The organism is Streptomyces otsuchiensis, assembly GCF_004305975.1.
GTDB lineage: Bacteria > Actinomycetota > Actinomycetes > Streptomycetales > Streptomycetaceae > Streptomyces > Streptomyces otsuchiensis.
Genome location: NZ_BHZI01000050.1, coordinates 1 through 24,349, shown reverse-complemented (window position 1 = coordinate 24,349; position 24,349 = coordinate 1). Strand labels below are relative to the sequence as shown.

Below are 24,349 nucleotides of genomic sequence, written 5' to 3'. Positions count from 1 at the left end.
CACGCTGTTGAGTTCTCAAGGAACGGACGCTTCCTTTGGATCGCCTTCCGGCTTTCCTCCGGGCTTCCCTTCGGTGTCTCCGACTCTATCAGACTCACTTTCGTGTTCCTGACCCCCAGTCGGCGGGGTTTTGAGCTTTTCGCCCTCCGGCGTGTTCACTACTTTAGAGCATTTCCCCGGCCGGTTTCAAATCGGCCCCGAGTCATGAATTCAGCACGCCTGAACGAACGCCAGACACACCAAAACAGACCCGGCAGGGTTGTGATCGTGAGTAGCAATCCGCTGCCGTCCCCGGGTGAAATCACCACTGGGTGAACCATGCGGCTCCGTGGCAGCTCGGAGAACACTACGCACGGGGTGCACCGGCGTCAAACCGGCCCCCGCGGGGCCCTCCCGGCGCCTCAGTCGAGGTCGGTGAGCCTGCCGCCGGCGTCCGGCTGGGCGTCCTCCACGCGGCGCAGCAGCCGGGTCAGCAGCTCGCCGAGGACGCCGCGTTCGTCGTGTCCGAGGTCCTGGAGAAGGTCTTCCTCGAAGTCCGACCCGAGCCGCATCACCTCCAGCCACTTCTCGTGGCCGGCGGCGGTGATGCCGACGATGACGCGGACCCGGTTCTCCTGGTCGCGTTCGCGGGTGACCAGCCCGGCCGCGAGGAGCCGGTCGACGCGGTGGGTCATGGCGGCCGCGGTCAGCCCCAGGCGGTTGGCGAGGGTGCCGGGCCACAGTTGGTACGGGCTGCCCGCCATGACGAGGGTCTTGAGCACCTCCCACTCCCCCTGGTTGAGGCCGAGGGTGGAGAGATGGCGGCCGTAGGCGACGCTCATCCGGCGGTCGAGCCGGGCGAGCGCGTTGACGATCTTCTCCACCTGCGGGTCGAGGTCCTGGTACTCGCGCTGGTAGATGGCGATCTGCTCGTCGAGGGTCGGCTCGCGCCGACGCTTGGGAGGCATGGCGGGGAGTATCGCACGTCACCCCTTATTTGTTCGATTCCGAACGACTTCACAATGTAGTCTTCGACTTCGAACTTTAACGTCGAAGTCTTCGGCCTTGAGCTGTACACCGCTCAGGGCCCTCTGTGCGTGCGGCCGCCCCCGCTGGGCTGCGGCTCCGCACTGACGGGGGACGGATCGACCGCTCATGAGAGACGACAAGCGACAAGGAAGAGGAGGGTGGGCGTGCACACGGGGACGGGCTCGGCACTGCGCCGGATCCAGATCGGCAACGCGCTGAGCGCCTTCGGCAACGGCTTCACCGTGCCGTACCTGTTCATCTACGTGGCCCGCGTGCGGGAGCTCGGGGAGGCGACGGCCGGCGCGTCGCTGGCGGCGTTCGCGGTGGCCGCGCTGCTGGTGCTCCCGTTCACGGGGCGTGCCATCGACCAGCGCGGGCCACTGCCGGTGGTGCTGGTGGGCGCGGCCGGGGCGTCGGCGGGCGCCCTCGGTTTCGGCTTCGCCGCGACCGCCCCGGCGGTGCTGGCCGCGGCGGCGGTGATGGGAGCCGGGATCGCCGTGCTCCAGCCGGCGCTCGCGACGATGATCGTCTGGTGTTCCACCCCGGCGACCCGGGCTCGTGCCTTCGCCACCCAGTTCTTCCTGGCCAACCTCGGCCTGGGGCTCGGCGGGCTCACCGGTGGCCTGATCGTCGACGAGCACCGCACGGGCAGCTTCGTGCTGCTGTTCGCGACCGAGGCGGTGATGTTCCTGGTGCTGGGCGCCGTCATCGCCACCGTCCGGCTGCCGCGGTCGGCTCCGGCGGCCCACGGCCGGACACCGGTGGCCGCGGGCGGCGGCGCGGAGGTCCCGGTGCGCGCCGGCCGGCGGCGGGTGCGCGCGGTCGGGCGTAGCCCGGAGGGCGACGGGATGCGTGCCGTCTTCGCCAATCCGGCGATGGTGCTGCTCTGCGTCCTCGGCTTCGTCCTCTTCTTCGCCTGCTACGGGCAGTTCGAGGCGGGGCTGGCGGCGTACGCGGTGGAGGTGACCCGGGTCTCGCCGACCACCCTGGGTCTGGCCCTGGCCGCGAACACGGCGGCCATCGTCGTCGCGCAGTACGCCGTGCTGCGGTTCGTGGAACGGCGGCGGCGCAGCAGGGTGATCGCCCTGGTGGGTCTGATCTGGACCGTGGCCTGGCTGGCGGCGGCGGCATCGGGAGTGCTGGCCGTGCCGCACGCGGTGGCGGTGGGCCTGCTGATCTCCACCTACGCCCTGTTCGGCGTGGGCGAGGCCATGCTGTCACCGACGGTGGCGCCGCTGGTCGCCGACCTGGCGCCGGCCCGGCTGATCGGTCGGTACAACGCGGCGTTCGCCCTGGTGAAGCAGCTGGCCCTGGCCATCGGCCCGGCGGTCGGCGGTCTGCTCGCGGCAGCGGGCGCCTACGGGCCCTACCTGGTGCTGGTGATCGCCTGCTCCCTCGGGGTCTCGGTGCTCGCGCTGCGGCTCGGCGGCCGGCTCACCCCGGAGCAGGAGTCGGGCCAGGTCGTGGTGACGGCGCCGGACGCGCCGGATGTGCCGGACACTCCGGACGCGCCCGGTGCAGCCACCGCTCCGGTCCCGCGGCACGAGCCGGCCCCGGAGCCGGAGCCCGTCGTCGGGCGGCCGGTCGGGGCGGGCGTGCACGGCTGAGAGCACCCGGCCGCGGGAACGGGGGCGCCCGACGCCGGCCGACGGCTGCCGGTCAGCCGTCGGCCGGCAGGGCGAACTCGGCCCAGACCGACTTGCCGCCGTCCGGCAGGCGTCGCGTCCCCCAGTCGGTGGCCACGGCCGCGACCAGCGCGATCCCGCGCCCGGTCTCGTCGCCGAGCTGCACCTGCTGGCGGCGCGGGAGGTGCTCGTCGCCGTCCGTGACCTCGATGATCAGCCGCCGGTCGGTGCGGCGCAGCCGCAGCCGCATCGGCGCCTTCCCGTGGACCACGGAGTTGGCGACCAGCTCGCTGGCGGTCAGCACGCCGAGGTCGCGGAGTTCGTCGGAGAACCGCCAGGACGAGAGGACTCCTCCGGCGAAGGCACGGGCGCGCGGGGTCGCCTCGATGCCGCCGTGCAGGTCGAGCGCGGCGGCGCGGAACAACCCCGCGTCCTCGCCCTCCGGTTCGGGGCGGACGAAGGCGAGGACGGCGACGTCGTCGTCATGACCGTCGGTGATGCCGAGGGCGCGCAGCAGCCGGTCGCAGAGGATCTGCGGGGAGTCGGCGGCTGCGGCGAGCGCCTCCTCCATGACGTCCAGGCCGTGGTCGATGTCGGCGTCACGCCGCTCCACCAGGCCGTCGGTGCAGAGCACCGCGGTGGAGCCGGGCGGGAACGGGATGGCGGCCGACTCGTGCCCCCAGCCGCCGGTGCCCAGCGGCGGCCCGGTCGGGCCCTCGGTGCGGTGCACGGTGCCGTCGGGCCGGCGCACGATGATCGGCAGATGGCCGGCGGAGGCGTAGGAGAGCGTGTCCTCGCTGGGGTCGTGCACCGCGTAGACGCAGGTGGCGATCTGGCTGGCGTCGATCTCGGACGCGAGGCCGTCGAGCAGCTGGACGACCTCGTTGGGCGGGAGGTCCAGCCGTGCGTAGGCCCTTACCGCCGTGCGGAGTTGGCCCATCACTGCGGCCGCGCGCACGCCGCGGCCCATCACGTCGCCGATGACCAGCGCGGTGCGGCCGGCGCCGAGCGTGATGACGTCGTACCAGTCGCCGCCGACCGCGGCCTCGGTGCCGCCGGGGCGGTAGGTGGCCGCGACCCGCAGCTCGTCCGGCTGTTCCAGTTCCTGTGGCAGCAGGCTGCGTTGGAGGGTCACGGCGGTGGCGCGCTGCTGTCCCTCGCTCTCGCGCAGCCGCTCGGCCGAGGTCACCTGGTCGGTGACGTCGGCGGCGAACACCAGCACGCCGCGGACCGGTGGCCCGTCGGGTACGGAGAGTTCGACCGGTGCGCAGGTGAAGGTGTGGAAGGTGTCGCGCTGGGCCCCCGGTACCCGGCGGGACTTGACCGTGCGCGAGGTGTTGCTGCGCCGCACCTGGTCCATCAGCGGCACCAGGCCCAGTTCGGCCAGTTCGGCCAGTGACTCGCGGGCGGGTGTGCCGGGGGTGCGTGGGCCGAAGAGCGTCGCGTAGGCGTCGTTGACGTAGGCGACGCGGTGGTCGGCACCGTGCACGAGGGCGACCGGCGCCGGGACCTGGCCCAGGAGTTCGTGGACGGCCGGGCCGTGCACGAAGGCGGTGGGGGCACCGCCGCTCCCACCGTGGTCGCCGCCGGTGACGCCGGCGGGGTGGTCCCCGTCGTGCGCGCCGTCGGCGGTCCCGTCCGGGCCTGCGGTATCACCCAACTGGTTCTTCTCCTCGACGTGTTCGGCGCCGGAAGTCGTCCGCGTGTCGCGACGTCCCGGGCGGCTTTCGCGTGCGGCGGGAACCGGCTTCGCGGCGGGGAGCGCGGCGGAGGTGGCGCGCCGCTGTGCGCCGGGCAACCGGATGCCCCAGCGGGTCAGTTTCACCTGGTCTCTCCCAGTTGCCCGGTCTCTCCTGCCGGGATGGTGGCTAGGTCTCGGGCGTCGCCGTCAGCGCGCGGGCCGTCGGCACCAAGACTAAGGCCCCTGCGGGGGGCGGTCGGTGCCCGCGGCGGCCTCGAACTCCGCTCGTGGGTGCTCCATCGAGCCCAGCGAGACGATCTCGCGCTTGAAGAGACCGGACAAGGTCCACTCGGCGGCCACGCGCGCCTTGCGGTTGACGGTGGGTACCCGGCTGAGGTGGTAGGTGCGGTGCATCAGCCACGCTGGGTACCCCTTCAGCCTGCGGCCGTAGACCCGCGCGACGCCCTTGTGCAGTCCCAGGGAGGCGACCGAGCCCGCGTAGCTGTGGCGGTAGGCGACGGCCTCGCGGCCGCGCAGGGCACCGGCCAGGTTGTCGGCGAGGCGCCGGGCCTGGCGCACCGCGTGCTGGGCGTTCGGGGCGCACAGGACGGGCCGGCCGTCGGGCCCCGGGTCGTCGACGGAGAGATCGGGCACGGCGGCGGCGTCGCCGGCCGCCCACACGTGGTCCACGCCCGTCACCCGCAGTTCCGGTGAGCAGCGCAGCCGGCCGCGCTCGTCCAGCGGCACACCGCAGGAGGCGAGTACCGGGTTGGGCTTGACGCCGGCCGTCCAGACCAGCGTGCGGGTGCGGTGGCGGGAGCCGTCGCTGAGCACGGCGACACCGTCCTCGTAGGCGTCGAGACGGGTGTCCAGCCGGACGTCCATGTTGCGGCCGCGCAGCTCACGGACGGCGTACTCGCCCATGCGCAGGCCGACTTCGGGCAGGATGCGACCGGTCGCCTCGACCAGGATCCACTTCTGCTCCTCCGGACTGACGTTCGGGTAGTACCGGCAGGCGTACTTCGCCATGTCCTCCAGCTCGGCGACCGCCTCGACACCGGCGTAGCCACCGCCGACGAAGACGAAGGTCAGTGCCGCGTCCCGGATCTGCGGGTCACGGGTGGAGGCGGCGATGTCCAGCTGCTCCAGCACGTGGTTGCGCAGCCCGATCGCCTCCTCCACGGTCTTGAAGCCGATGCCGTGCTCGGCGAGGCCCGGCACCGGCAGGGTCCGTGAGATCGAGCCCACGGCGAGCACCAGCTCGTCGTAGCGGACGGTCTCCGGGCCGGCCCCGGTCTGCTCGGCGGCCAGGGTGCGCACGCTCACCGTGCGCGCCGCGGGGTCCGCGGCGACGACCTCGCCGGCCAGGAAGCGGCACTGCGGCAGCACCCGTCGCAGCGGCACCACGACATGGCGCGGCGAGATCGAACCGGCCGCCGCCTCCGGCAGGAACGGCTGGTAGGTCATGTACGGCTCGGGACTGACCACCACGATCTCGACGGCGCCCCGCCTCAGCTCACGGCGCAGCCGTCGCTGGAGCCGCAGGGCGGTGTACAGGCCGACGTATCCGCCGCCGGCCACGAGAACGCGGATGGGTTCCTTTGTCACCTGTCCATAAGGCACAGGGCGACCGGCGTTTGTCCACAGCTGAGGACGGACGCTGCTCCGATAGGGGCGGTGTCGGACGGTTTCGCCCCCTTCTCAGCAGTACCGCCCTCAACTATGTTCGTGAGTCGGGGGGCGGCCGGGGCCGCGCTCCCGCACTGTCGGGTGGGGTGCGTCTCCGGGGGGAGACGCGAGGTACCGGGGGGCATCGAATGCGCAATTTGGAGACCCAGAATCCGGCCGGGACGGCGGACGGGGTGGGACGGCAGGAGCCGGTGGGAAACGGACGGCTGGTGGGGCCGGTAGGGGACGACTACGGCACGGCGGGCGCGCCGGCGGATGCGTCGACGAGTACGTCGACGAGTGCGCCGCCCGGGGAGGTCGGGACGACCGAGGCGGGAGGCGGCGGATCGCCACTGCGTACGGACGCCCGGCGCAATCTCCAGCACGTGCTGGACGCGGCGCGCGACGTCTTCGGCGAGCAGGGGTACGACGCGCCCGTCGAGGAGGTGGCGCGGCGGGCACGGGTGGGCGTCGGCACGGTCTACCGGCGGTTCCCCAACAAGGAGGCGCTGGTCCGCTACATCACGGAACAGGAGACGCGGCGGCTGGGCGAGAGGGCGCTCGCGGAGCTCTCGGACTCCGCGGAGCCGTGGCAGGCGCTGGAGCGGCTGGTGCGGTACGCGGTGGCGGCGCGCAGCGGCAAGCTGCTGCCGGAGCTGTTCGCTGCGGGCTCCGCACCGATCGGCGGGAACGTGCCGATCGGTGGAAGCGCGCCGGTGGGCGGGAACGCGCCGATCGTCGGGAGCACGCCGGTTGTTGGCTCGGAGCTGCCGCGCGGGGTGCGCCCGGTCGGCGCGCCCCGTCCCGGGTCCGCGCCGGTCGGCCCGGTGGGAGGAGTCCCGGGGGCCGTCCGTCCGGACGAGGCCGGGCCGGACCGGGTGCCACAGCCGCGTTCCGCGCCGGAGAGCGGCACGGAACACCCGCCCCCCGAGGTCGACACGGCTCCGGCCGGGCGGTCCGTGGCGGCCGACCCGATCGGCGACACCACGACGGAGCTGCTGGGGCTGCTGGCCCACCTCGTCGAACGAGCACGGCTGGCGCAGCAGTTGCGGGCGGACGCGACGGTGGCGGACATCCTGCTGGTGATCGCGACCGCGCCACCGCCGCTGGCGGACCCGAACCGGAGAGCGATGGTGGCCGAACGGCTGCTCGACATCCTGCTCCAGGGGCTGCGCCCTGCCCGCCGCTGAGACCCCGGCCCGCTTCCGAGCGGCTCCGCCCCGTGCCCCAACTGCCGTGCGGGAGACGGCGGGACGCTCGGACGGGTGGTTCTCCCACACGGAGGGCACACAGCACACCGCCGGTGTGGGACGCTACGGGCACAAGCCGTCGCGCCGGACCGCCGCGCGGGCCGAGGCGGCTCGTCCAACACCTACATGGCCTCGGGGGCTTACCGCATGAGCATGGACGGTCCGGACGTTCCGCGGCAGCCGGTTCGGCCCGGCCGGTCATCCGCCGGGAGCGGCGGCCGGGGCGACGCGGGAGATCACGACGCGGCCACCGCGCCGGCGGGCGACGCCGGCCGCGTGACCGCTGAGCACGAGGAGCCGGGGGTTCCGCGCCAGCGCGGCCGGGAGGGCAGCGGTGTCGTCCCCTTCGGCGAGCCGCCGGACGGCACCGAGTCCGCCGGGGACCTGGAGCTGGTGCGGCTGATCCGGGAGGGGGACGTGGCCGCCTCCGAGGAGCTGTACCGGCGGCACGCCGAATCCGTCCGCCGCTACGCCCGCACCTGTTGCCGTGACGCGGACACCTCCGACGACCTCACCAACGAGGTGTTCGCCGCCACGCTGCACGCGATCCGCGGTGGCGCCGGACCGCAGACGGCCGTGCGCGCCTACCTGCTGACCTCGGTCCGCCGCGTGGCCGCCTCCTGGTCGCGGACCACGCGGCGTGAGCAACTGGTCGAGGACTTCGCGGTGTTCGCCGTGACGGCGGCCGGCTCCGGCGCGCACGACGACGACACCCTGGACCTCGGCGCCGATGTGCGGGCGATGCATGTCGCCGAACAGTCCATGGCGGTGCAGGCGTTTCGCAGTCTGCCCGAGCGCTGGCAGACCGTCCTGTGGCACACCACCGTCGAGGAGTCCTCGCCGCAGGAGGTGGCGCCGCTGCTCGGGCTGACCGCCAACGCGACCGCGGCGCTGGCGCACCGGGCCCGGGAGGGGCTCAAGCAGGCATATCTGCAGGCACACGTCAGTCAGGCGCTGACCACCGGCGGCGGCTGCGCCCAGTACGCGGACCGGCTGGGCGCCTACGCGCGCGGCGGGCTGCGGACCCGGGCCGAGCGCGGGCTGCGGCAGCATCTGCGGGAGTGTGCCGCGTGCTCGGCCGCGGCGGTGGAGGTCAAGGACCTCAACCAGCACATCCGTTCCGTGCTGCCGATCGCGGTCATCGGCTGGTTCGCGGCCGGTTCCTCGCTCAAGGGCGTCGGCGTGCTCGGTGGTTCGGCCGCGGCAGGCGCCGGCGGGTCCGCCGCGGCGGCGAGCGGCGGCGCGTCGGGAAGCGCCTCGGGAGGCGCGGCGTCGGAGGGGCTGGGCGCCCCGGCCAAGGCCGGGATGGCGGCGGCGGTTGCGGCCACCGTGACGGCCGCCGCGCTGGCGCTGGCGTTCATGGGTGGCACCGGCACACCGGACGGGCCGTCGGACAAGCCGGAGGCGGCGGCGCCGGTACCGGAGGTGGTCCCCGATCCCGTGCCCGACCCCGAACCGGGGGACGAGGAACCCGAGCCGGTGCCGGAGAGCCCGGTGGCACCGCCGGAGGCCGTGGTCCCGGCGCCCGAGGCTCCGGCTCCGGAGCCCGCTCCGGAAACTCCGCCGTCCGCCCCCGCGCCCGACCCGGAGCCCGCTCCCCCGCAGCCGGAACCGGAGCCGGAGCCGGCGGAACCCGCTCCGCCGCCGCCCGCTCCCGAACCCGATCCGGAGCCCGAACCCGAGCCGGACCCGGAACCCGAGCCCGAACCCGAGCCCGAACCCGAGGCATTCGAGGTGCGGTCGCTCGCCTACGACGTGTTCGGTGGCAGCACCAATCCCACGCTGCGCCTGGCGGGGAGCAGTTGGACCTGGCAGCGCGCCCAACTGTCCGTCGGCGGGCAGTCCTACGCGCACGGCATCACGGTCTCGGCCCGGTCCTCGGTGCTGATCGACCTCAACCGCCCCTGTGACGTCTACCGGGCGAAGGTCGGCATCGACGACGCCACGGCGCGGCTCGGCGGAGCGGTCTTCTCCGTCTACGGCGACGGCGCTCTGCTGTGGACGTCACCGGAGATCAGCGGTGGTGAGGCCGCGCGTTCGCTGCGGGTGCCGGTCACCGGGGTGGAGACGCTCCGGCTGGTCGTCGAACCCCGTGGCACTCTCGGCATGCTGGGCCTGGCCAACTGGGCGGAGTCCGCGATCGAGTGCCGCTGACCGGGAGCGGGGACGCGGGGGCACCGGGCGCCTGGGCGCGGCTCAGCGCTCCGGCCCGGGCGTGACGCCGTCGGTCAGCCGGCGCCGTCCGTCAGGGCGTGACGCCGCTGGTCACCGCGCGCGGCTCGTGGTCGCCCGAGGTCGTCCAGCAGGAGCCGCGACGGGCCAGCAGCCGGCGCAACCAGACCTCCATGGCGACCAGTTCGGCGATGCCGTCCAGCGGCAGCGGCTCGCCCTCGGCGGCGGCGCGCAGCGCCTTGCGGACGACGCGCGCCTCGATGAGACCGGCATCGGCCAGCAGCGGGGCGTCGAACAGGTCCAGCAGCGGGGCCAGCGCCCCGCGCAGTCCGGCGCGGGCGGCCTCGACGTGCGCTGCCTGGCCCGACGCCCCCCAGCCGGGCGGTAGTTGACGCACCCCGGCGCCCTCCAGCACCGACTTCAGCACCTCGGCCCGGGCCCCGGGCTGCACTCGGAGCGTCTCCGGCAGCGCCGCGCAGGCGCGCACCACCTGGTTGTCGTAGAACGGCGCGTGGAGCCGCTGGTGGTGCAGCTCGACGGCCTGCTCGAAGACCCGGTGGTCGGCGGCGCTGCGGGCGAGCGCCGCCCGGGCACGCAGCACTCCGGGGCGGCCGTTGCCGGCGTTGTGCCGGGGGTAGGTGGCGGCCGTCTCCAGCCTGACGGAGACCTCGGCCAGCGCCTCACCGGTCAGCCAGCGGGCGGCCGGGCCGGGAAGGCTCCAGGACAGGGAGGCAAGCGAGACGGCCAGCGGGCTGTCGCCGCCGGGCGCGTCACCGCCGGCCCGGGCGCTGTCGGAGGCGCCGCGCAGCCGGGTCGCGGCTCCGGCGAGTCCGTCGCGGTAGGGGGTGCGCGCCAGGCGGCGCGCGGCGCGGTAGATGGTCAGCGGCATCAGCACGGAGCGGTTGCCGTCCCGGCTGGCCCGGGCCAGGGCGCTCACGGGGCGCAGCACGTAGCGCCGGTTGCGGTCCATCAACAGGTCGGCGAGCCGGGCCGGGTGGGCGTCGAGGACCTGCCGGGCGCCGTTGCCGACGAGGTGGTCGGCGCTGCCGGCGGCGAGACGGCGGCGGTGACGGGCGACGCCGACCAGCGAGGGCCCGGGCTCGTCGGTGAGGTGGACGTCGTCCAGGTCCGCGTAGGGCAGGGCGTCTTCGGCGGCGGCGACGATGACGTGGTGGAGCCGGGAGCTCTCGCCGATGGCCCGGGCGCGTTCCAGTTCGGCGGTGCGGACGATCCGGGCCGGGCCGGCCGTGGAGCTGAGGTCGTTGAAGGTGACGGCGAGCAGCCGTTCCCCGGCCAGGGTGGAGCCGGCGCCGAAGACGGTGCCGGGGCGGCCGGGGAGACCGGCCGCGAGCAGGGCGAGGGTGGCGGAGGCGCTGCCGCCGGAGAGGTCGGCGCCCACTCCGGGAGCGGGTTCGGCGCTGGTGCGCGGGGGCGTCCGCGGACCGGCCGCGCCGCCGTCCCCGTCGCCGGGGTGGCCGTCGGCGAGGTGACCGGCTCCGTGGTGGCCGTCGGCGTGGTGGTGGGCGGGCCCGGGGGCGCCGCTGTTCAGCGCGCCGGCGCCGGAGGCGGCGGTCTGCCACGCGACGGCCGGTTCGACGACGTGGCGCGGCGCGGCCAGCCGCGCGCGGACCGCCTCGACGAGCGCGTCGCGGACACCCGCGACGGCGGCCTCCTGCTCCACCTGCGGCGCGGCCACCACGGTGGGAACGGCCGGTTCGTAGTCCTTGACGTCGCGGACACCGCCCTCCCGGATCGACAGCGCGCGGCCGGGCGGGACACGGTGGACCCCCTGGTAGGGCGTGCCGTCGCCGAGCGCCTCCATGGACTCGGGGCAGGCGAGCATCGTCGCCAGCTGGACGACGTCCAGCTGGGCCTCGGTGAGGTCGGCCAGCGGGAGGGCCGCGGTGGCGAACGCGGTGCCGCCGTCCCAGTCGGCGTGGAAGACGGGCCGCAGACCGGCGAGGTCGGAGGGGATGACGGTGCGACGGCCGAAGCGGGCGACCGGCGTGTAGCTGCCGGGGAAGGTGGTGAGTTGACGCAGCGCGCCGGCGCGGGCGGAGATCAGCGCGGAGCGCAGCTGGACGTCGTCGGCGCCGCAGTAGCCGAAGACGGCGAGCTGGGTGTCGCCGTCGGCGTGGATCAGCCGGATCTCGTCCGGCCGCCAGTCGCCCACGGCCCAGAGCGGGTCGGGGCCCTCCCACAACGGCTGGGCGCCGAGGGGCTGTACGTCACGGGCAGCGCTGATGGATGCCCCGCACCACCCGACGAGCCACCGCATGCCGCCTCCCCCACCAAGGACCGGTCCCGCCACCGCGGGCTCTCATCGGGTGCGTCCTGGCCCGCGGGCGCGGTCCGCTTCGGACACAGTGAGGCCATGCTGCCATGGGACCGGGAGGAACGGTGCAGGGTGGGGTGGACGTTCACCGGGCAGGGCGCATCACCCCGTGGCGGGTTACGTCCCCGGAAACCGACGGTTTCCGGCCAAAGTTGGCCGGAGATCGCCCCATAGCGGGATCATTCGCGGGCACAGGACTGATGTGACCCGGGAGACGCTGGTCGCCTCCCGGGTCACGACCGCCGCCCGCGGGGATGTGAGGCGGCGGCCTCCCCCGGCCCGCCGGGTTCCAGAGCGCAGCGGACCGACCCACGCAGCCACCATGCAAGACCTCGGGCCTCGACCTGCACAGAGCGCACAGACAGGCGCACAGCCACATGCCGGGAGCGCGGTTGACCCCCGGGAGCGCCCGCCACCGGCGCGCACGGGCGCGCCCACGACCCCGCCGCGGCATGCCGGGGACCGCTGGGACCGCTGGGGCGCACGGGCCGAACCCGCACCGTAGAAGTCAAGCCATCCGTGGCCAGGACCCTTAACGGTCAGAACGCACCGAACTACGCTGGGTTGGCGTAAGCGCGGAAAGCCCTGTGCTGGTCGCGGGGTTGCCGTCGGTGTGTGTTCAGGGGTGCGCATGTCCAGGCAGTCACGCGGACCGAACGAGAAGCTCGGAACAGTCCTTGTTCTCGCCGGAATGAGCAATGCGGGACTGGCGCGCCGGGTCAACGACCTGGGCGCACAACGTGGCCTGACGCTGCGTTACGACAAGACGTCGGTCGCGCGGTGGGTCACCAAGGGGATGGTGCCGCAGGGGTCGGCGCCCCATCTCATCGCCGCCGCCATCAGCAGCAAGCTCGGCCGGCCGGTGCCGCTGCACGAGATCGGCCTGGCCGACACCGACCCGACCCCCGAGGTCGGGCTCGGCTTCCCGCGCCATGTGCCCGAGGCGGTGCGGGGCGCGACCGAGCTGTACCAGTTGGACGCCGGCCCCGGGCGGGCCGTGTGGCAGTCGCTGGCCGGCTCCTTCTCCGTCAGCGCCTACGCCACTCCGGCGGCCCGCTGGCTGATAACCCCGGCCGACGCGTCGGTGGCCCGGGACACCGGGGCGCGCGACACCGGGGCGGGCTCCCCGCCGGGAGCCGGTGCGCCCGGCGCGGGCCCACAGCACGGCGGCACCGGACCGAACGGCACAGCGCCGCACCCGGGCGGCGGCCACCCGCGCAGTCCCGCCGACCGGACGGCCCACGACGCACCGGGCCGCGACGCACCGGGCCGCGACGGCGGTGCGGCCCACGACGCCGCGTCCGGCCGGGAGAACGACACGGCACACGACGGCGCCGGCCACGAGGGCGGCCCGGCCCGCGACCGGGACGGCGCGGTCGGACGGGTCGGCCACTCCGACGTCTCCAAACTCCGCGAGGCAGCCGACGAGGCACGCCGCTGGGACTCCAAGTACGGCGGCGGCGACTGGCGTTCGGCCATGGTCCCGGAGTGTCTGCGCTCCGACGCCGCGCCGCTGCTGCTGGGCAGCTACAGCGACGAGGTCGGCCGTTCCCTCTTTCGGGCGACCAGCGAACTCACCCGCCTGGCCGGATGGATGGCGTTCGACACCGGACAGCAGGAGGCCGCCCAGCGCTACTACATCCAGGCGCTGCGCCTGGCGCGCGCCGCCGCCGACGTCCCGCTCGGCGGGTACGTCCTGGCGTCGATGTCGTTGCAGGCCACCTACCGGGGCTTCGCCGAGGAGGGCGTCGACCTCGCCCAGGCCGCGCTGGAACGCAACCGCTCACTGGCTACCGCCCGCACCATGAGCTTCTTCCGGCTGGTCGAGGCACGAGCCCTGGCCAAGGCCAACGACAAGCAGGCGTGCGCGGTGGCGCTCGCCGCCGCCGAGAGCTGGCTGGAGCGTTCCCGCGAGGGCGACGCCGACCCGGGCTGGCTCGACTTCTACGCCTACGACCGGCTCGCCGCCGACGCGGCCGAGTGCTACACCGACCTCAAGGCGCCCGGACAGGCCCGCCGCTTCACCGAGGAGTCGCTCTCCGACCCGACCGAGAACTTCGCGCGCTCCCACGGGCTGCGGCTCGTCGTCGCCGCCGTGGCGGAGCTGGAGTCCGGCAACCTGGACGCCGCGTGCGCCGTCGGCACCCGCGCCATCGAGATGGCCGCCCGGATCTCCTCCACCCGCGCCAACGACTACGTGCGCGACCTGCTCCACCGGCTGGAGCCGTACGAGAACGAGCCCGTCGTCAAAGAGCTCCTGGAGGCCGCTCGCCCGCTCCTCGCTGCTCCGGCATGATGTCGCACATGACACCGGCACCCCTCGACTGCGACGTGCTGGTGGCCGGTGGCGGGATCGTGGGGCTCGCCACAGCGCACGCGCTGCGCGCCGCGCGACCGGAGCTGGCCGTCACCGTCCTGGAGAAGGAGGACGGCCCCGGGCGCCACCAGACCGGCCACAACAGCGGGGTCGTCCACAGCGGCGTGTACTACCGCCCCGGCTCGCTCAAGGCACGGTTCGCGGTGCGGGGCGGCGAGGAGATGCTGGCGTACTGCGCCGAGCACGGGATCGCCCACGCCAGGACGGGCAAGGTCATCGTGGCGACGTCCCCCGACGAACTGCCCCGCCTGCGCGACCTGGCGCGGCGCGGGCGCGCGGGCGGCGTGCCGGTGCGGGAGCTGGGGCCCGGACAGCTCGCCGAGTACGAGCCGGAGGTCCGCGGCCTCGCGGCGCTGCACGTCGCGTCCACCGGCACGTGCGACTTCGGGGCCGTCGCGGCACACCTGGCCGCCCAGTGCGACGTGCGGTACGGCGCGCGGATCACCGCGATCGACCGCCGCCCCGGCCGAGGCGTGGCCATCGGTACCGAGGCCGGGCATGTGCTGCGGGCACGGGCACTGGTCAACTGTGCCGGCCTGCACAGCGACCGGCTGGCGCGACTGGCGGGCGACGACCCCGGACTGCGCATCGTGCCGTTCCGCGGCGAGTACCACGCGCTGGCGCCCCGGGCCGCACGGCTGGTGCGCGGTCTGGTCTACCCGGTGCCCGACCCGGCGTTCCCGTTCCTCGGTGTCCATCTGACGCGCGCCCCGGACGGGAGCGTGCACGCCGGGCCCAACGCCGTCCCGGCGGCCTCGCGGGAGGGCTACCGGCGCACCACGCTGAGCGTGGGGGACATCGCCGAGACCGTGCGGTACCCCGGCACCCGGCGGCTCGCCGCACACCACTGGCGCACCGGCACCGTCGAGCTCCGGCGCTCACTCTCCCGGCACGCCTTCGCCGCCGCGGTACGGCGCCTGCTGCCCGCGATCACCGCCGAGGACCTGCTGCCCGCTCCGGCCGGGGTCCGCGCCCAGGCCGTGCTGCCGGACGGGACGCTGGCGGACGACTTCCGGTTCGCGGAGGGGCCGCACACCGTCCATGTGCTGAACGCGCCGTCGCCGGCGGCGACGGCGGCCTTCCCGATCGGCCGCGAGATCGCGGCGCGGGTGCTGGGGCGACTGGCGGGCGGCTGACGGTGCGGCTGACGCCTGCGGGGGCGCCTGCGGAGGCGGGCGAAGGGGCGCGGGCGACGCGACGGGCTCGGCGACCGTAAAATCGAGCCACTATGCCGCAGCAGCCCACCCCATCCCCCGCCGCGTCCGAACCCACGAGCACGCCCGCGTCGGCGGCCGAGCCGGCCGGTACCCCGGCCTCCGCGGCCGAGCCGGCCGTCGGGGGCATGTTCCCACCGGGCACCGGACCGCTGACGAATCCGGCACCCGCGCACGCCCGGTCCATCCGCAGCTTCGTCCCCCGCCGCAGCCGGGTCACCGAGGCCCAGCGCCAGGCACTGGTACGCCTGTGGTCACGGTGGGGCCTGGAGATCGACGCCGAGACACCGGTCAACCTCGGGACACTGTTCGACGAACGACCGGTCGTGCTGGAGATCGGCTTCGGCATGGGGGAGGCGACCGTCGAGATGGCGGCGGCCGACCCGGACACCGGCATCCTCGCCGTGGACGTGCACACCCCCGGTCAGGGCAACCTGCTGCGCCTCTCCGAACTGCGCGGCCTGGACAACGTCCGGGTCGCCAACGGGGACGCCAACCACCTGCTGGAGAACATGCTCAGCGGCCGCGTGCTGGCCGGCGTCCGGGTGTACTTCCCCGACCCGTGGCCCAAGAAGCGGCACCAGAAGCGCCGGATCATCCAGCCCGACTTCGTCGAGCTGTGCGCCTCCCGCATGGCGCCGGGAGCGGTGCTGCACTGCGCGACGGACTGGGAACCGTACGCGGAGCACATGCTGGAGGTGCTGTCCGCCAGCCCCTCCTTCGAGAACACCGCCCCCGGCTACGCCCCCCGCCCGGAGTTCCGGCCGCTCACCCGGTTCGAGCAGCAGGGGCTGAACAAGGGCCACGTCGTCAACGACCTGCTGTTCCGCCGCCTGCCCTGACGCGGGGGCGCGTCACGCCCGCGTCAGGCCGATGTCCGACGCGGGCGGCCCGGAGTCGCGCGTTCGGTCCGGTCAGGCCGCGAGCCGCTGCCGCAGCGCGCGCCCACGACCGGCCGCCTCGGCGGCCTCGGCCGTCCTGCCCGCCGCCTCCAGCACCACGCCGCGCAGCTCCCACGCCTCCGCGCTGCGGCTGCGCAGCGCCACCGTGGAGTCGGCGACGCGGCGTGCCAGCCGCTGCTCACCGGCCGCCAGCGCACAACCGCCGACGGCCAGCAGCGCGGCGAACACCGCGTCCTCGTCGGGCCGCAGCTCGGTGTGCTCCACGATCAGCGCGCCTATCGCCGCCACGAGCGGGGCGTCCGCCGACGGCGGCCGCGTGCCGTCCCCCGCCAGATGCCGCGCACATTCCCGTACACAGGCCGTGTACAGGTCCTCGGCCCGGGCGACACTTCCGGCCCGGAGTCCCACCAGCCCTGTCCAGTGCTTCGTCATGCCCGTGACTGTGCCCACATCGGGCACCGTCGCCGTGACCTCCAGGCACCCACCAGATGAACAAACCGAACGTCCCGGCAGTTCCTCCTGCCACCAGGCGGAGGGAAGACAGCTCCCCGCTGAGGCCCCCTGTCGAGTTGAGCAACCCGCGTGATGGAAAGTATGACTAAACTGCCGCAACGGTTCCCGGGGGTCAGTCCGGGGCTCTGACTGTTCACACAGAACTGGAGACACCTCTTGGATGCTGGTCATGCGGGATCCCTATTCGGCTGGCGCAAAGAAAAGAATGGAGGCCACGCAATACCCAACTGCGCCGATCGAGACAACGACCAGTCAATAAAGATCAGCGTTGCGATACTTTCTCACTTCAATATTCCAGCTAACCAAACAGGCCCCAGTAACGCTGGAATCTCCCTCGAGCATCACGTACGCGAGGGCCTCGCGAAGCACCTCAACACCATCGCTCCCGCGACGCCATGGCTCGTCGAGCGAGGACGCAAGATTGAAGATTTCCGCCAGTATCATCACCTGAAGACAGTCGACGAACTAGTCAAAAAGAGTCCTGCTCTTCGAATTGCCATTGGCGTCGACTACCGCGTCAAGCCCGACGTAACAGTGGCAATACCAAGCCAGACCCCAACTGAACCTTATTTCCTTCACGCTGCAATCTCGTGCAAGTGGACTATCAGATCTGACCGAGTGCAGAACGTGCGCCATGAGTTCAACCAGATGACGAGGCAGCGCCGGGGCCGCCAGCCTCATCTCGTCGCAGTAACTGCTGAGCCTCTACCTAGCCGCCTCGTTGCCATAGCACGGGGAACTGGAGAGGTTGACGCCGTGTATCACGTCGCATTCGAGGCCATGAAGTCCGCAGTGGAATCCGAGGGCAACAACGACCAGAAAAACGCATGGTCTGAATGTGTCGAACAGGGGCGTGTATTGCCGTACGAAGAACTGCCAGAAACCCTTACGCGATGGTGAAACCACCTGCCGTCGCGTCCGAGACGACTACACCGGTTGACTCGTGGGCTTCATCATCCGCTCGCCGGAGAAATATGCAGGCAATTCGGAGCAGGGACACCAAGCCTGAGCTTCAACTTCGGAAGCTCGTTCATGCAAGAGGACTCCGCTACCGCGTCAACGCACGGCCAATCCTGGAAATGCGCAGAACGGCAGACATTGTCTTCCGCCCGACTAAAGTGGCGGTATTCGTTGACGGTTGCTACTGGCACGGATGCCCGGATCACTATGTCGCACCCCGGACTAATGCAAGCTACTGGTCCGCGAAGGTCGCTCGCAATGTCACACGCGACCAGGACACCAACCGGCGCCTAGTGGAAGACGGATGGATCGTTCTTAGGTTCTGGGAACATGAGCCGCCCGAAACCTGCGCGAAAAAGGTGGCCGGGGTGGTCCATGAGCGCCGTCAGAGATGATCCCGCCTCGCCGCCTCCCGGTAAAGCGACGAGACCGCCGACTCCAGAAACCAGATATCAGCTAATACGGCTCCGGTGCCGCGAGAACGCCTCATGTCGCGTGTGGTCTTCCTGGCCCGTGAAGGCCATGAAATTACCAAGGCGATAGGCTGGCCCACCAGAAGACCGCTCTACTTCGGTCACGTCAAAATCACGTCGAAGGTGACTCAGCCTCAGCTCGACCTCTGACTGCTCCATGACTACGCCGCTCTTGGCAACCTTCGCAACAATCTGCTCTAGGCCGATCGGCCGCGTACTGGCACGCAGTACCACGTAAACCGGATCGTGCGCCTTGTCGACCATGTGGCGAGATAGTCTCGGCTCTCCCTTCTTAAGCAAGGCATCCCTGATCGCTTCACCAATCGCCTTAGCCACTGGCGGCGGAAATGCATTCCCAATCTGACGGTAGACAGATGTCTTACGTCCTTCGAATTTCCAATCCGAGAATTCTGGCCCGTGCCAGCCCTGCAGCCTGGCCACCATCGCTGTTGTTAGCTTTGGCCCTGGCGCTCCGCCTCTTTCCCAACCGGCGGCTGGCGCTTCATCAGCTACGCCCATCGCATCGACACCGAGCTCAGCCCAGGCACGCTTGGCCCGCGTAGGGCCTAGATCTGCACCGCCATGCTTCTTTGAACCACCGACAATCGTTGGTGCAATCTGATTGGCGCCACGGACCCACGCAGCAACTTTCTCTTCTTCCCAGCCGTTAGCCCCCATTAGGTCCGAAAGAACCTCACCTACGCTGGGCGCACCACTCTGCTTCTCTGGCCAGACGAAGTAGGGTTCAAACTCCCTCTGCAACGCTACTAGAACGAAGCGCGGACGTAGCTGCGCAACACCAAAATCAGATGCATGCAAAAGTTTCCATTGCGCCACATAACCAGAACTGTCAAGATCGTCGAGGACAGCTTGCCGATAACCCGCAAATCGATTGGCACTAAGCCCTCGGACATTCTCAAGCAATAGGGCTCGCGGTTTCATGATCTTGCACTGCTGCACCGCCCACGCAAAGAGATCTCGCTCATCGCCAGTACCAAGCTGCTTTCCCGCAATACTGAACGGAGGACACGGAACCCCGCCGGCCAGCAAGTGGATCCCGCGGTACTCCTCTGGCTGCCAGAGTTCCCGGTCAGCCACGTCTCCGACTCGCACTAGGTCATCGTGTGGGTCTTCGCCGTCTTCTTTGAGGACTCTCCGCAAGTTGTTCCGCAACGTCTCAGCTGCTCGATAGTCGAGCTCAACAGCCAGTCGGTGCGTGAATCCCGCCCGGTGGAGACCGAGCGACTGGCCACCAGCGCCGGAGCAGATCTCAACGACTTCCAGTCGGTCTCCGCGATCTACTGCCGACATCTGATGTCCTTCCAATTGCAGACCACAGCGATACCAGGCCAGCTGCGTCCCGTCGTCAACTATCGTGCCAGCTATGTGACCACGCGACATCGGGCGGTTGGCGGCTGTGACACCGCAGAGGTGCGCGCTGAGCTGGACTGCTGGAGTCTAGCCCGCCCCCGTAGTGGTGCTCTTCAGGTACTCCCCTGGTCGCCCACCTCAGCGAGCGCATCAGACACAGCGTCACGCGCCTCGGCTGGAAGCCGCCGGTAGGCGCTCCATGCAAGCTCCAACGGCGTCGAACCGCGGCGTCCCTGCTCGATCCAGCGAAGCAATCTCTGTCGGTCGCCATGGTGGAGGGCGATGATCTGGGTCACGACCTCGTCCGTACGAGCCGGACCGCTACCCCCTCCGGAACGGCAACGTTTGCATTCAGTAACGAGAGTGAGCGCTTCGCTGCCATCAGGAAGAACGGTCTTACGCCGGGTGACTGAGAGCACGGCCGTCTGGTTCGAGTCTTCGGGGTACTGCTCGCCTCCCGAGATACCACAGGCAGTGCACATGTAGTGGTCCCGAGCCAGGACCTCCTGCTTGTCCTTGCTTGATACAGCCTTCTGCGGTGAAGCCGCACGCCGGGACGTGGGGTCCCAGACAGGCACTCCCTGACTGACAAAGCGCTGGTCCTCCGCCGTTAGCGAGGCATCCTCCCGGTTCGTAAGGATGACCCAGCCGTAGTCACGCAGGTCTCGTGCGCGACGGTCCGCCTGCGCCTTGTCCGGGAACGCCCGACGCAGCTGTTCCTTGGTGAAGGTGTTGCCCTCTCCGACCTCCTGGACAAGCCAGAGAGCGCAGCGGACCATCGTGCCAGCGGTCAAGTCTGCGCCGTTCCACGCAGGCAGTGTCACAGGGCCTCCAGTTCTCGCGATGCTTACAGAGCTTATTCTCTGCTAGCAACCCCCGCGCTGTCAGGGACTCCTGTCATGATGTTGGGGTTGTTCGGTCGTCCGTTGCTGAAGGAGCATGCCCATGACCGTGAAGCTCGGCGTACCACCTGAGGGCGACACGATCCGCACGCTGGTTGAGGAACGGCTGTCGCAGGCGATCGCGGACAATGGCGCCAAGGTCACACTTGAGTGGCGTGGCGAGCAGAAGCATCTGCACGTGATCTCCATGCCCGTCGACATGCTGTACTACAATCCGGACACTCACAGGGTCCGGGCACAGCGCACGCTTGACCCTGAGCGCGACTCCGTACTACAGGAAGAACCGTGGTCAGAGCCAGCCCAGGACTACCTGTGCCACCTTCTGAGTCGTCGCCCGTCCAACCCAGATCAAACGGACCCTGACTACAACGCGCTCATGGATGAGCTCGATGATTTCGGCCAGAAGGAACCCGGCATCATCACACCCGAGGGCATCCTGGTCGATGGGAACACACGGTGTGCGGCCCTGCGCGAACTGGGAATCAAAGACATCCGTGTGGGCGTGCTGCCGCTAGATACGTCGCAGCGCGATATCAGCAACGTCGAACTCGCCTTGCAGCTTCGGCGAGACAAGCGGCGAGAATATTCATACGTCAACCGACTGATCGCCATTGACGAAGAGCTATCTGGCGGTCGGCGCGAAGAGGACGTCGCAAGAGATTTCAACATCAAGATCACTACACTGCGGCGCGACCGCTGGGTTTTCGGCCTTATCCAAGAAGCGATTAGACGCAGCACGACAGACGACGGTTCTGCGTTGCGGCTCGTAGACTTCGAAGACCACCAAGAGAAACTCCGAGAACTGCACCGGGACTTCACGACAGCAGCCAAGTCAGACCCTGATGCGGCAGAACAGCTCAAGGAGACACGGCTCAGCATGGTGGTGCTGAACTTTCCCAAGACATCGGTTCGCCTTGCTGAGGCCGATTTCCACACTCGGTACCTTGCGAGTCGCTTGCCCCCTGGTCTCCTTCCAGCAACAGAAGCAGCTTCAGATGTCTGCATCCCAGGTCTACCAGGAATCAAGGTGACCGATGGGTCTCCAGCGGTCAAATCCAGCCGAACACTGACCGATACGCTCCTCAAGGCCAGGGCGGATGCTCAGTCTGGAAAAGGAGCTAAGCGAGAATCCAATAACCTGCTCGATTCTGCTCGAAAGACATTCGACACCGCAGCGAAACTCGCCGGCCAGAATGCTCAGCTCAAGAAATATCAGGCCGCCGCATCTGAGCGGGTGACAGATGCCGCCGACTACATCAACCAGTGTGCGTCGGAGTTCGCCGAAGCCAGGGCCAAGCGCGCATTGGACGAGGACGCGTTCGATGACGCGCTCATAATCCTCAAGAACAGCTTGGCTAAACTCGCGAGACAGGCAGGCCGATCCATCAACTCGCCGGGGGCCGGTGTTGCATGGCTCCTCGAAGCGACGAGGGAGCGTTGATGCCGAATGCCAGCTTGACAATTGGATTTGGAGATGGCGTAGCGAGGGCACGCCTGCGCGTGACCACTCCGTTCGAGCCGGATCTCCGCTGCCTGGCTCTGCGATTTCAAAGCAGCGTTCAGCGAACACCTGGCTCGCTGGACGTCGACATTGATGAGCTTCTAGCCAATCTCGTGGCATTGAGCACCTGGCCGCAGCCAGAAACGGTCGTCTGGGATCCCCAGCTCGCTGCCCTTGCGAGTGACTCCATGCGCGACGCACAGACAGTCGCCAAACGTCTGCAGGCAGAGTCGGCAGCCCACGACGAGCTGTCCACCGAAGACATCGATGCACTTCTCGGCGAGGGATGGATTGCTCCCCTCACCTCATTTCAGCGCAGGGACATCGCAAGCTTGGCATCGCTGCGTCACGGCGCCAACTTTTCCGTGCCCGGGGCCGGTAAGACCCGGGTCGGTCTCGCCGTTTTCCAGATCCTGCGCCGAACCCAGGGCGTAGAGCGGCTCCTCGTCGTCGGCCCGAAGTCCTGCTACGAGGCATGGCAAAACGAGAACCAGGCGTGCCTGGAAGAGCCGCTCAAGATGGATATCTTCTCCCGCACGGCGTCCCCTGCGGCAGACTCGCTTCTGGTGAATTACGAGCGCCTGAGTCCCGCTCTCAACACGCTCGGAGAATGGCTGTCGGCACGCCCGGCGATGCTACTCCTTGACGAAGCTCACAGGATGAAGCTGGGTGCTAGTGGCACCTACGGTGCTGCCTGCCTGGCGCTGGGTCCACGAGGGCGCCACCGTATGATCCTCACGGGAACTCCTGCGCCGAATGGCTCGAAGGATCTAGAGAATCTGTTTGGCTTTGTCTGGCCTGGCAATGGCCGACAGAAAGTAGTCCAAGCAGTTGGTGGCGGAGATCTCGCGCAGGCAAGTCGGGCTCTCAGACCGCTCTTCACGCGGACAACCAAGGCAGAGCTTGCTCTACCGCCAGTAACCACCACCGTGCGAACCGTCGCCCTTCCGTCGCTGCATCGCGAGGTATACGAGGCACTCCTCGGTCGCTTTTCAGCTAGGGCAACAGGCGCCGAAGGCGATTTCGTCGCTCTCGGAAAGATCATCGTGTACATGCTGATGGCCGCCACCACTCCCGCGCTGCTGGCCGTAGGCACCACCCGGCACGAGCCACTGGCCTACCAGGTACCTCCCATGCCGGTCCCTGCAGGAACACCACTGTTCGACCTAATGCAAGACTTGCCAAGCTATGAGGTCGCCCCAAAGTACCGCGAAGTACTGGCAATCGTCGCCGAGAATGCCGCTAGAGGGCGAAAGACATTGATTTGGTCGACTTTCGTCAGAAGCTTGAATACGCTTGAGCAGCTACTCAGCGAATTCTCCCCCGCCAAAGTTCACGGCGGCACGGAAGATCGTGACATGCAGCTCGCCCGATTTCGGAACGACCCGGCTTGCATGGCCTTGTTGTCCAACCCCGCCACCTTGGGCGAAGGCATCAGCCTCCATCATTACTGCCACGACGCCGTTTACGTCGATCGAGACTTCGCTGCCGGGCGGTTCCTGCAAAGCCTTGACCGCATCCACCGGCTCGGCCTGCCACACGATGTGACCACGAAGGTCACGGTTCTCGCTTCCGCAGGAACCATTGATGAAGTCGTAGCTGACCGTCTCAGCACCAAGGTTAGATTTATGGGAAGTATTCTCGACGATCCAGCGGTCCAGCAGCTCGCGGATCTTGACGAAGAGCCTTCCATCGGCGGGGGCGTAGACGAACAAGACATCCGTTCATTGATTGGGCATTTCCGTGCCTATACCTCCTAGCCCCGTTCTACAGGCCGCTGTCCGATGGCTTGAGCGACTGCCATCTAGCGGAACCAGGCGTACGCGGGCGCTGTTCACCACACACTCAGACTTCAGCGACCTCACACCCACCCAATATGACGCTGCGTATGCGTGGCTCAGAGAAGCGGGGCTTCTAGGCGACGGACAGTTCACGGACCGTGCCCAGTGCCGTGTATTCGATTCGGCACTCGCTCTCAGCGGCCTGCCCTGGCTCGCGGACGCGGATCGCCTCATCCGAGGGCCCGAAGAACTACCCGTGGATGCCGCCCGCGCCGCTGGAGCCCTGGGCATCAGCGAGGCGGATGCCTACGCACGCATCAGATCAACCTGGGGCAAAGTTGATAGTGCCCAACGCGCCCGCATTGGGTTTGCGGGAGAGGCGTCGCTCGTACGTCTATTGCAAGAATCGGGTGAACCCGGAGCCGTAGTGACCCATGTCGCCGCGTGGTCTGACGGCTACGGGTACGACGTGGCCTTCAGCTCGCCCCACGTCCCGACTGCCCATCTCGAAGTCAAAGCAACGACCCGCCCCACTCACTCAGGGTCTTTGAGAAGTCTCGAGGTGGGCGGTTCGCCTGCTGAGCACTACATGTGACGGGTTGTCGGCTTTTGCAGG

At 69.9% G+C, this 24,349-nt stretch carries 17 protein-coding genes; 10 read left to right on the top strand and 7 right to left on the bottom strand.

Annotated features, from left to right (window positions below; all coding sequences use genetic code 11):
* Positions 1–401: 401 nt before the first annotated feature.
* Positions 402–947 (bottom strand): MarR family winged helix-turn-helix transcriptional regulator, encoded by a 546-nt coding sequence (locus E0D90_RS07390; protein ID WP_130797071.1) that lies wholly within the window; start codon positions 945–947, stop codon positions 402–404.
* A gap of 225 nt (positions 948–1,172) precedes the next feature.
* Here E0D90_RS07390 and E0D90_RS07385 point away from each other — a divergent pair, with 225 nt between their 5' ends.
* The gene (locus E0D90_RS07385) at positions 1,173–2,615 is read left to right on the top strand and encodes an MFS transporter (RefSeq protein WP_170214936.1); all 1,443 of its coding nucleotides are present in this window, start codon (positions 1,173–1,175) and stop codon (positions 2,613–2,615) included.
* A gap of 52 nt (positions 2,616–2,667) precedes the next feature.
* Here the strand turns inward: E0D90_RS07385 and E0D90_RS07380 are convergent, their stop codons facing one another.
* Both E0D90_RS07380 and E0D90_RS07375 read right to left on the bottom strand, forming a co-directional pair.
* The gene (locus tag E0D90_RS07380; protein ID WP_174856159.1) at positions 2,668–4,458 is read right to left on the bottom strand and encodes an ATP-binding SpoIIE family protein phosphatase; all 1,791 of its coding nucleotides are present in this window, start codon (positions 4,456–4,458) and stop codon (positions 2,668–2,670) included.
* A gap of 90 nt (positions 4,459–4,548) precedes the next feature.
* On the bottom strand, positions 4,549–5,922 hold the full coding sequence (locus tag E0D90_RS07375; protein WP_227870056.1) for an NAD(P)/FAD-dependent oxidoreductase: 1,374 nt from the start codon (positions 5,920–5,922) through the stop codon (positions 4,549–4,551).
* A gap of 218 nt (positions 5,923–6,140) precedes the next feature.
* Between E0D90_RS07375 and E0D90_RS07370 the strand changes: the two genes are divergently transcribed.
* Together E0D90_RS07370 and E0D90_RS07365 are read left to right on the top strand one after the other, a co-directional pair.
* Positions 6,141–7,172 carry a TetR/AcrR family transcriptional regulator gene (locus tag E0D90_RS07370; protein WP_227870055.1) on the top strand — a complete coding sequence of 344 codons (1,032 nt, stop codon included), beginning with the start codon at positions 6,141–6,143 and terminating at the stop codon, positions 7,170–7,172.
* A gap of 207 nt (positions 7,173–7,379) precedes the next feature.
* A complete protein-coding gene (locus tag E0D90_RS07365; protein ID WP_227870054.1) occupies positions 7,380–9,386 on the top strand; it encodes a sigma-70 family RNA polymerase sigma factor in 2,007 nt (668 codons plus the stop codon).
* A 91-nt stretch (positions 9,387–9,477) separates the two neighbouring features.
* On the opposite strand, the gene E0D90_RS07360 is transcribed toward E0D90_RS07365, so the two are convergent.
* Positions 9,478–11,682, bottom strand: coding sequence for an asparagine synthase-related protein (locus E0D90_RS07360; RefSeq protein WP_130797067.1), 2,205 nt, complete (start codon positions 11,680–11,682; stop codon positions 9,478–9,480).
* A gap of 688 nt (positions 11,683–12,370) precedes the next feature.
* Here E0D90_RS07360 and E0D90_RS07355 point away from each other — a divergent pair.
* The 3 genes from E0D90_RS07355 to trmB all read left to right on the top strand — a co-directional run bounded on the left by E0D90_RS07355 (position 12,371) and on the right by trmB (position 16,172).
* Positions 12,371–14,035, top strand: coding sequence for an NsdA family TPR-like regulatory protein (locus tag E0D90_RS07355; RefSeq protein WP_130797066.1), 1,665 nt, complete (start codon positions 12,371–12,373; stop codon positions 14,033–14,035).
* A complete protein-coding gene (gene lhgD / locus E0D90_RS07350) occupies positions 14,035–15,252 on the top strand; it encodes an L-2-hydroxyglutarate dehydrogenase (protein WP_438827378.1) in 1,218 nt (405 codons plus the stop codon). Before E0D90_RS07355 ends, lhgD begins: the two co-directional genes overlap by 1 nt.
* A 92-nt stretch (positions 15,253–15,344) precedes the next feature.
* Positions 15,345–16,172, top strand: coding sequence for a tRNA (guanosine(46)-N7)-methyltransferase TrmB (trmB, locus tag E0D90_RS07345; RefSeq protein ID WP_130797064.1), 828 nt, complete (start codon positions 15,345–15,347; stop codon positions 16,170–16,172).
* A 72-nt stretch (positions 16,173–16,244) separates the two neighbouring features.
* Here trmB and E0D90_RS07340 read toward each other — a convergent pair whose 3' ends face one another.
* A complete protein-coding gene (locus E0D90_RS07340) occupies positions 16,245–16,664 on the bottom strand; it encodes a hypothetical protein (RefSeq protein WP_130797063.1) in 420 nt (139 codons plus the stop codon).
* Positions 16,665–16,901: 237 nt separating this feature from the next.
* Between E0D90_RS07340 and E0D90_RS07335 the strand changes: the two genes are divergently transcribed.
* Both E0D90_RS07335 and E0D90_RS07330 read left to right on the top strand, forming a co-directional pair.
* Positions 16,902–17,645, top strand: a complete 744-nt coding sequence (locus tag E0D90_RS07335; protein ID WP_130797062.1) for an NgoMIV family type II restriction endonuclease — start codon at positions 16,902–16,904, stop codon at positions 17,643–17,645.
* Positions 17,639–18,100, top strand: coding sequence for a very short patch repair endonuclease (locus tag E0D90_RS07330; RefSeq protein WP_130797061.1), 462 nt, complete (start codon positions 17,639–17,641; stop codon positions 18,098–18,100). Before E0D90_RS07335 ends, E0D90_RS07330 begins: the two co-directional genes overlap by 7 nt.
* 57 nt (positions 18,101–18,157) lie before the next feature.
* On the opposite strand, the gene E0D90_RS07325 is transcribed toward E0D90_RS07330, so the two are convergent.
* Entirely contained in the window at positions 18,158–19,489 is a 1,332-nt protein-coding gene (locus E0D90_RS07325; RefSeq protein WP_130797060.1) for a DNA cytosine methyltransferase, read from the bottom strand.
* A 173-nt stretch (positions 19,490–19,662) separates the two neighbouring features.
* On the bottom strand, positions 19,663–20,343 hold the full coding sequence (locus E0D90_RS07320) for a KpnI family restriction enzyme N-terminal domain-containing protein (RefSeq protein ID WP_227870053.1): 681 nt from the start codon (positions 20,341–20,343) through the stop codon (positions 19,663–19,665).
* A gap of 151 nt (positions 20,344–20,494) precedes the next feature.
* Here E0D90_RS07320 and E0D90_RS07315 point away from each other — a divergent pair, with 151 nt between their 5' ends.
* Together E0D90_RS07315 and E0D90_RS07310 are read left to right on the top strand one after the other, a co-directional pair.
* Positions 20,495–21,892, top strand: a complete 1,398-nt coding sequence (locus tag E0D90_RS07315; RefSeq protein ID WP_130797059.1) for a ParB/RepB/Spo0J family partition protein — start codon at positions 20,495–20,497, stop codon at positions 21,890–21,892.
* Positions 21,892–23,712: a DEAD/DEAH box helicase gene (locus E0D90_RS07310; protein ID WP_130797058.1), complete on the top strand. Its 1,821-nt coding sequence runs from the start codon at positions 21,892–21,894 to the stop codon at positions 23,710–23,712. Before E0D90_RS07315 ends, E0D90_RS07310 begins: the two co-directional genes overlap by 1 nt.
* Positions 23,713–24,349: the final 637 nt, after the last annotated feature.

Bases quoted from the DNA above. Each gene is read 5' to 3' on its own strand.
- E0D90_RS07390 (WP_130797071.1), bottom strand. From the start codon at position 947: ATGCCTCCCAAGCGTCGGCGCGAGCCGACCCTCGACGAGCAGATCGCC.
- E0D90_RS07365 (WP_227870054.1), top strand. From the start codon at position 7,380: ATGAGCATGGACGGTCCGGACGTTCCGCGGCAGCCGGTTCGGCCCGGC.
- E0D90_RS07360 (WP_130797067.1), bottom strand. From the start codon at position 11,682: ATGCGGTGGCTCGTCGGGTGGTGCGGGGCATCCATCAGCGCTGCCCGT.
- E0D90_RS07355 (WP_130797066.1), top strand. From the start codon at position 12,371: ATGTCCAGGCAGTCACGCGGACCGAACGAGAAGCTCGGAACAGTCCTT.
- lhgD (WP_438827378.1), top strand. From the start codon at position 14,035: ATGTCGCACATGACACCGGCACCCCTCGACTGCGACGTGCTGGTGGCC.
- trmB (WP_130797064.1), top strand. From the start codon at position 15,345: ATGCCGCAGCAGCCCACCCCATCCCCCGCCGCGTCCGAACCCACGAGC.
- E0D90_RS07340 (WP_130797063.1), bottom strand. From the start codon at position 16,664: ATGACGAAGCACTGGACAGGGCTGGTGGGACTCCGGGCCGGAAGTGTC.
- E0D90_RS07330 (WP_130797061.1), top strand. From the start codon at position 17,639: ATGGTGAAACCACCTGCCGTCGCGTCCGAGACGACTACACCGGTTGAC.
- E0D90_RS07325 (WP_130797060.1), bottom strand. From the start codon at position 19,489: ATGTCGGCAGTAGATCGCGGAGACCGACTGGAAGTCGTTGAGATCTGC.
- E0D90_RS07315 (WP_130797059.1), top strand. From the start codon at position 20,495: ATGACCGTGAAGCTCGGCGTACCACCTGAGGGCGACACGATCCGCACG.
- E0D90_RS07310 (WP_130797058.1), top strand. From the start codon at position 21,892: ATGCCGAATGCCAGCTTGACAATTGGATTTGGAGATGGCGTAGCGAGG.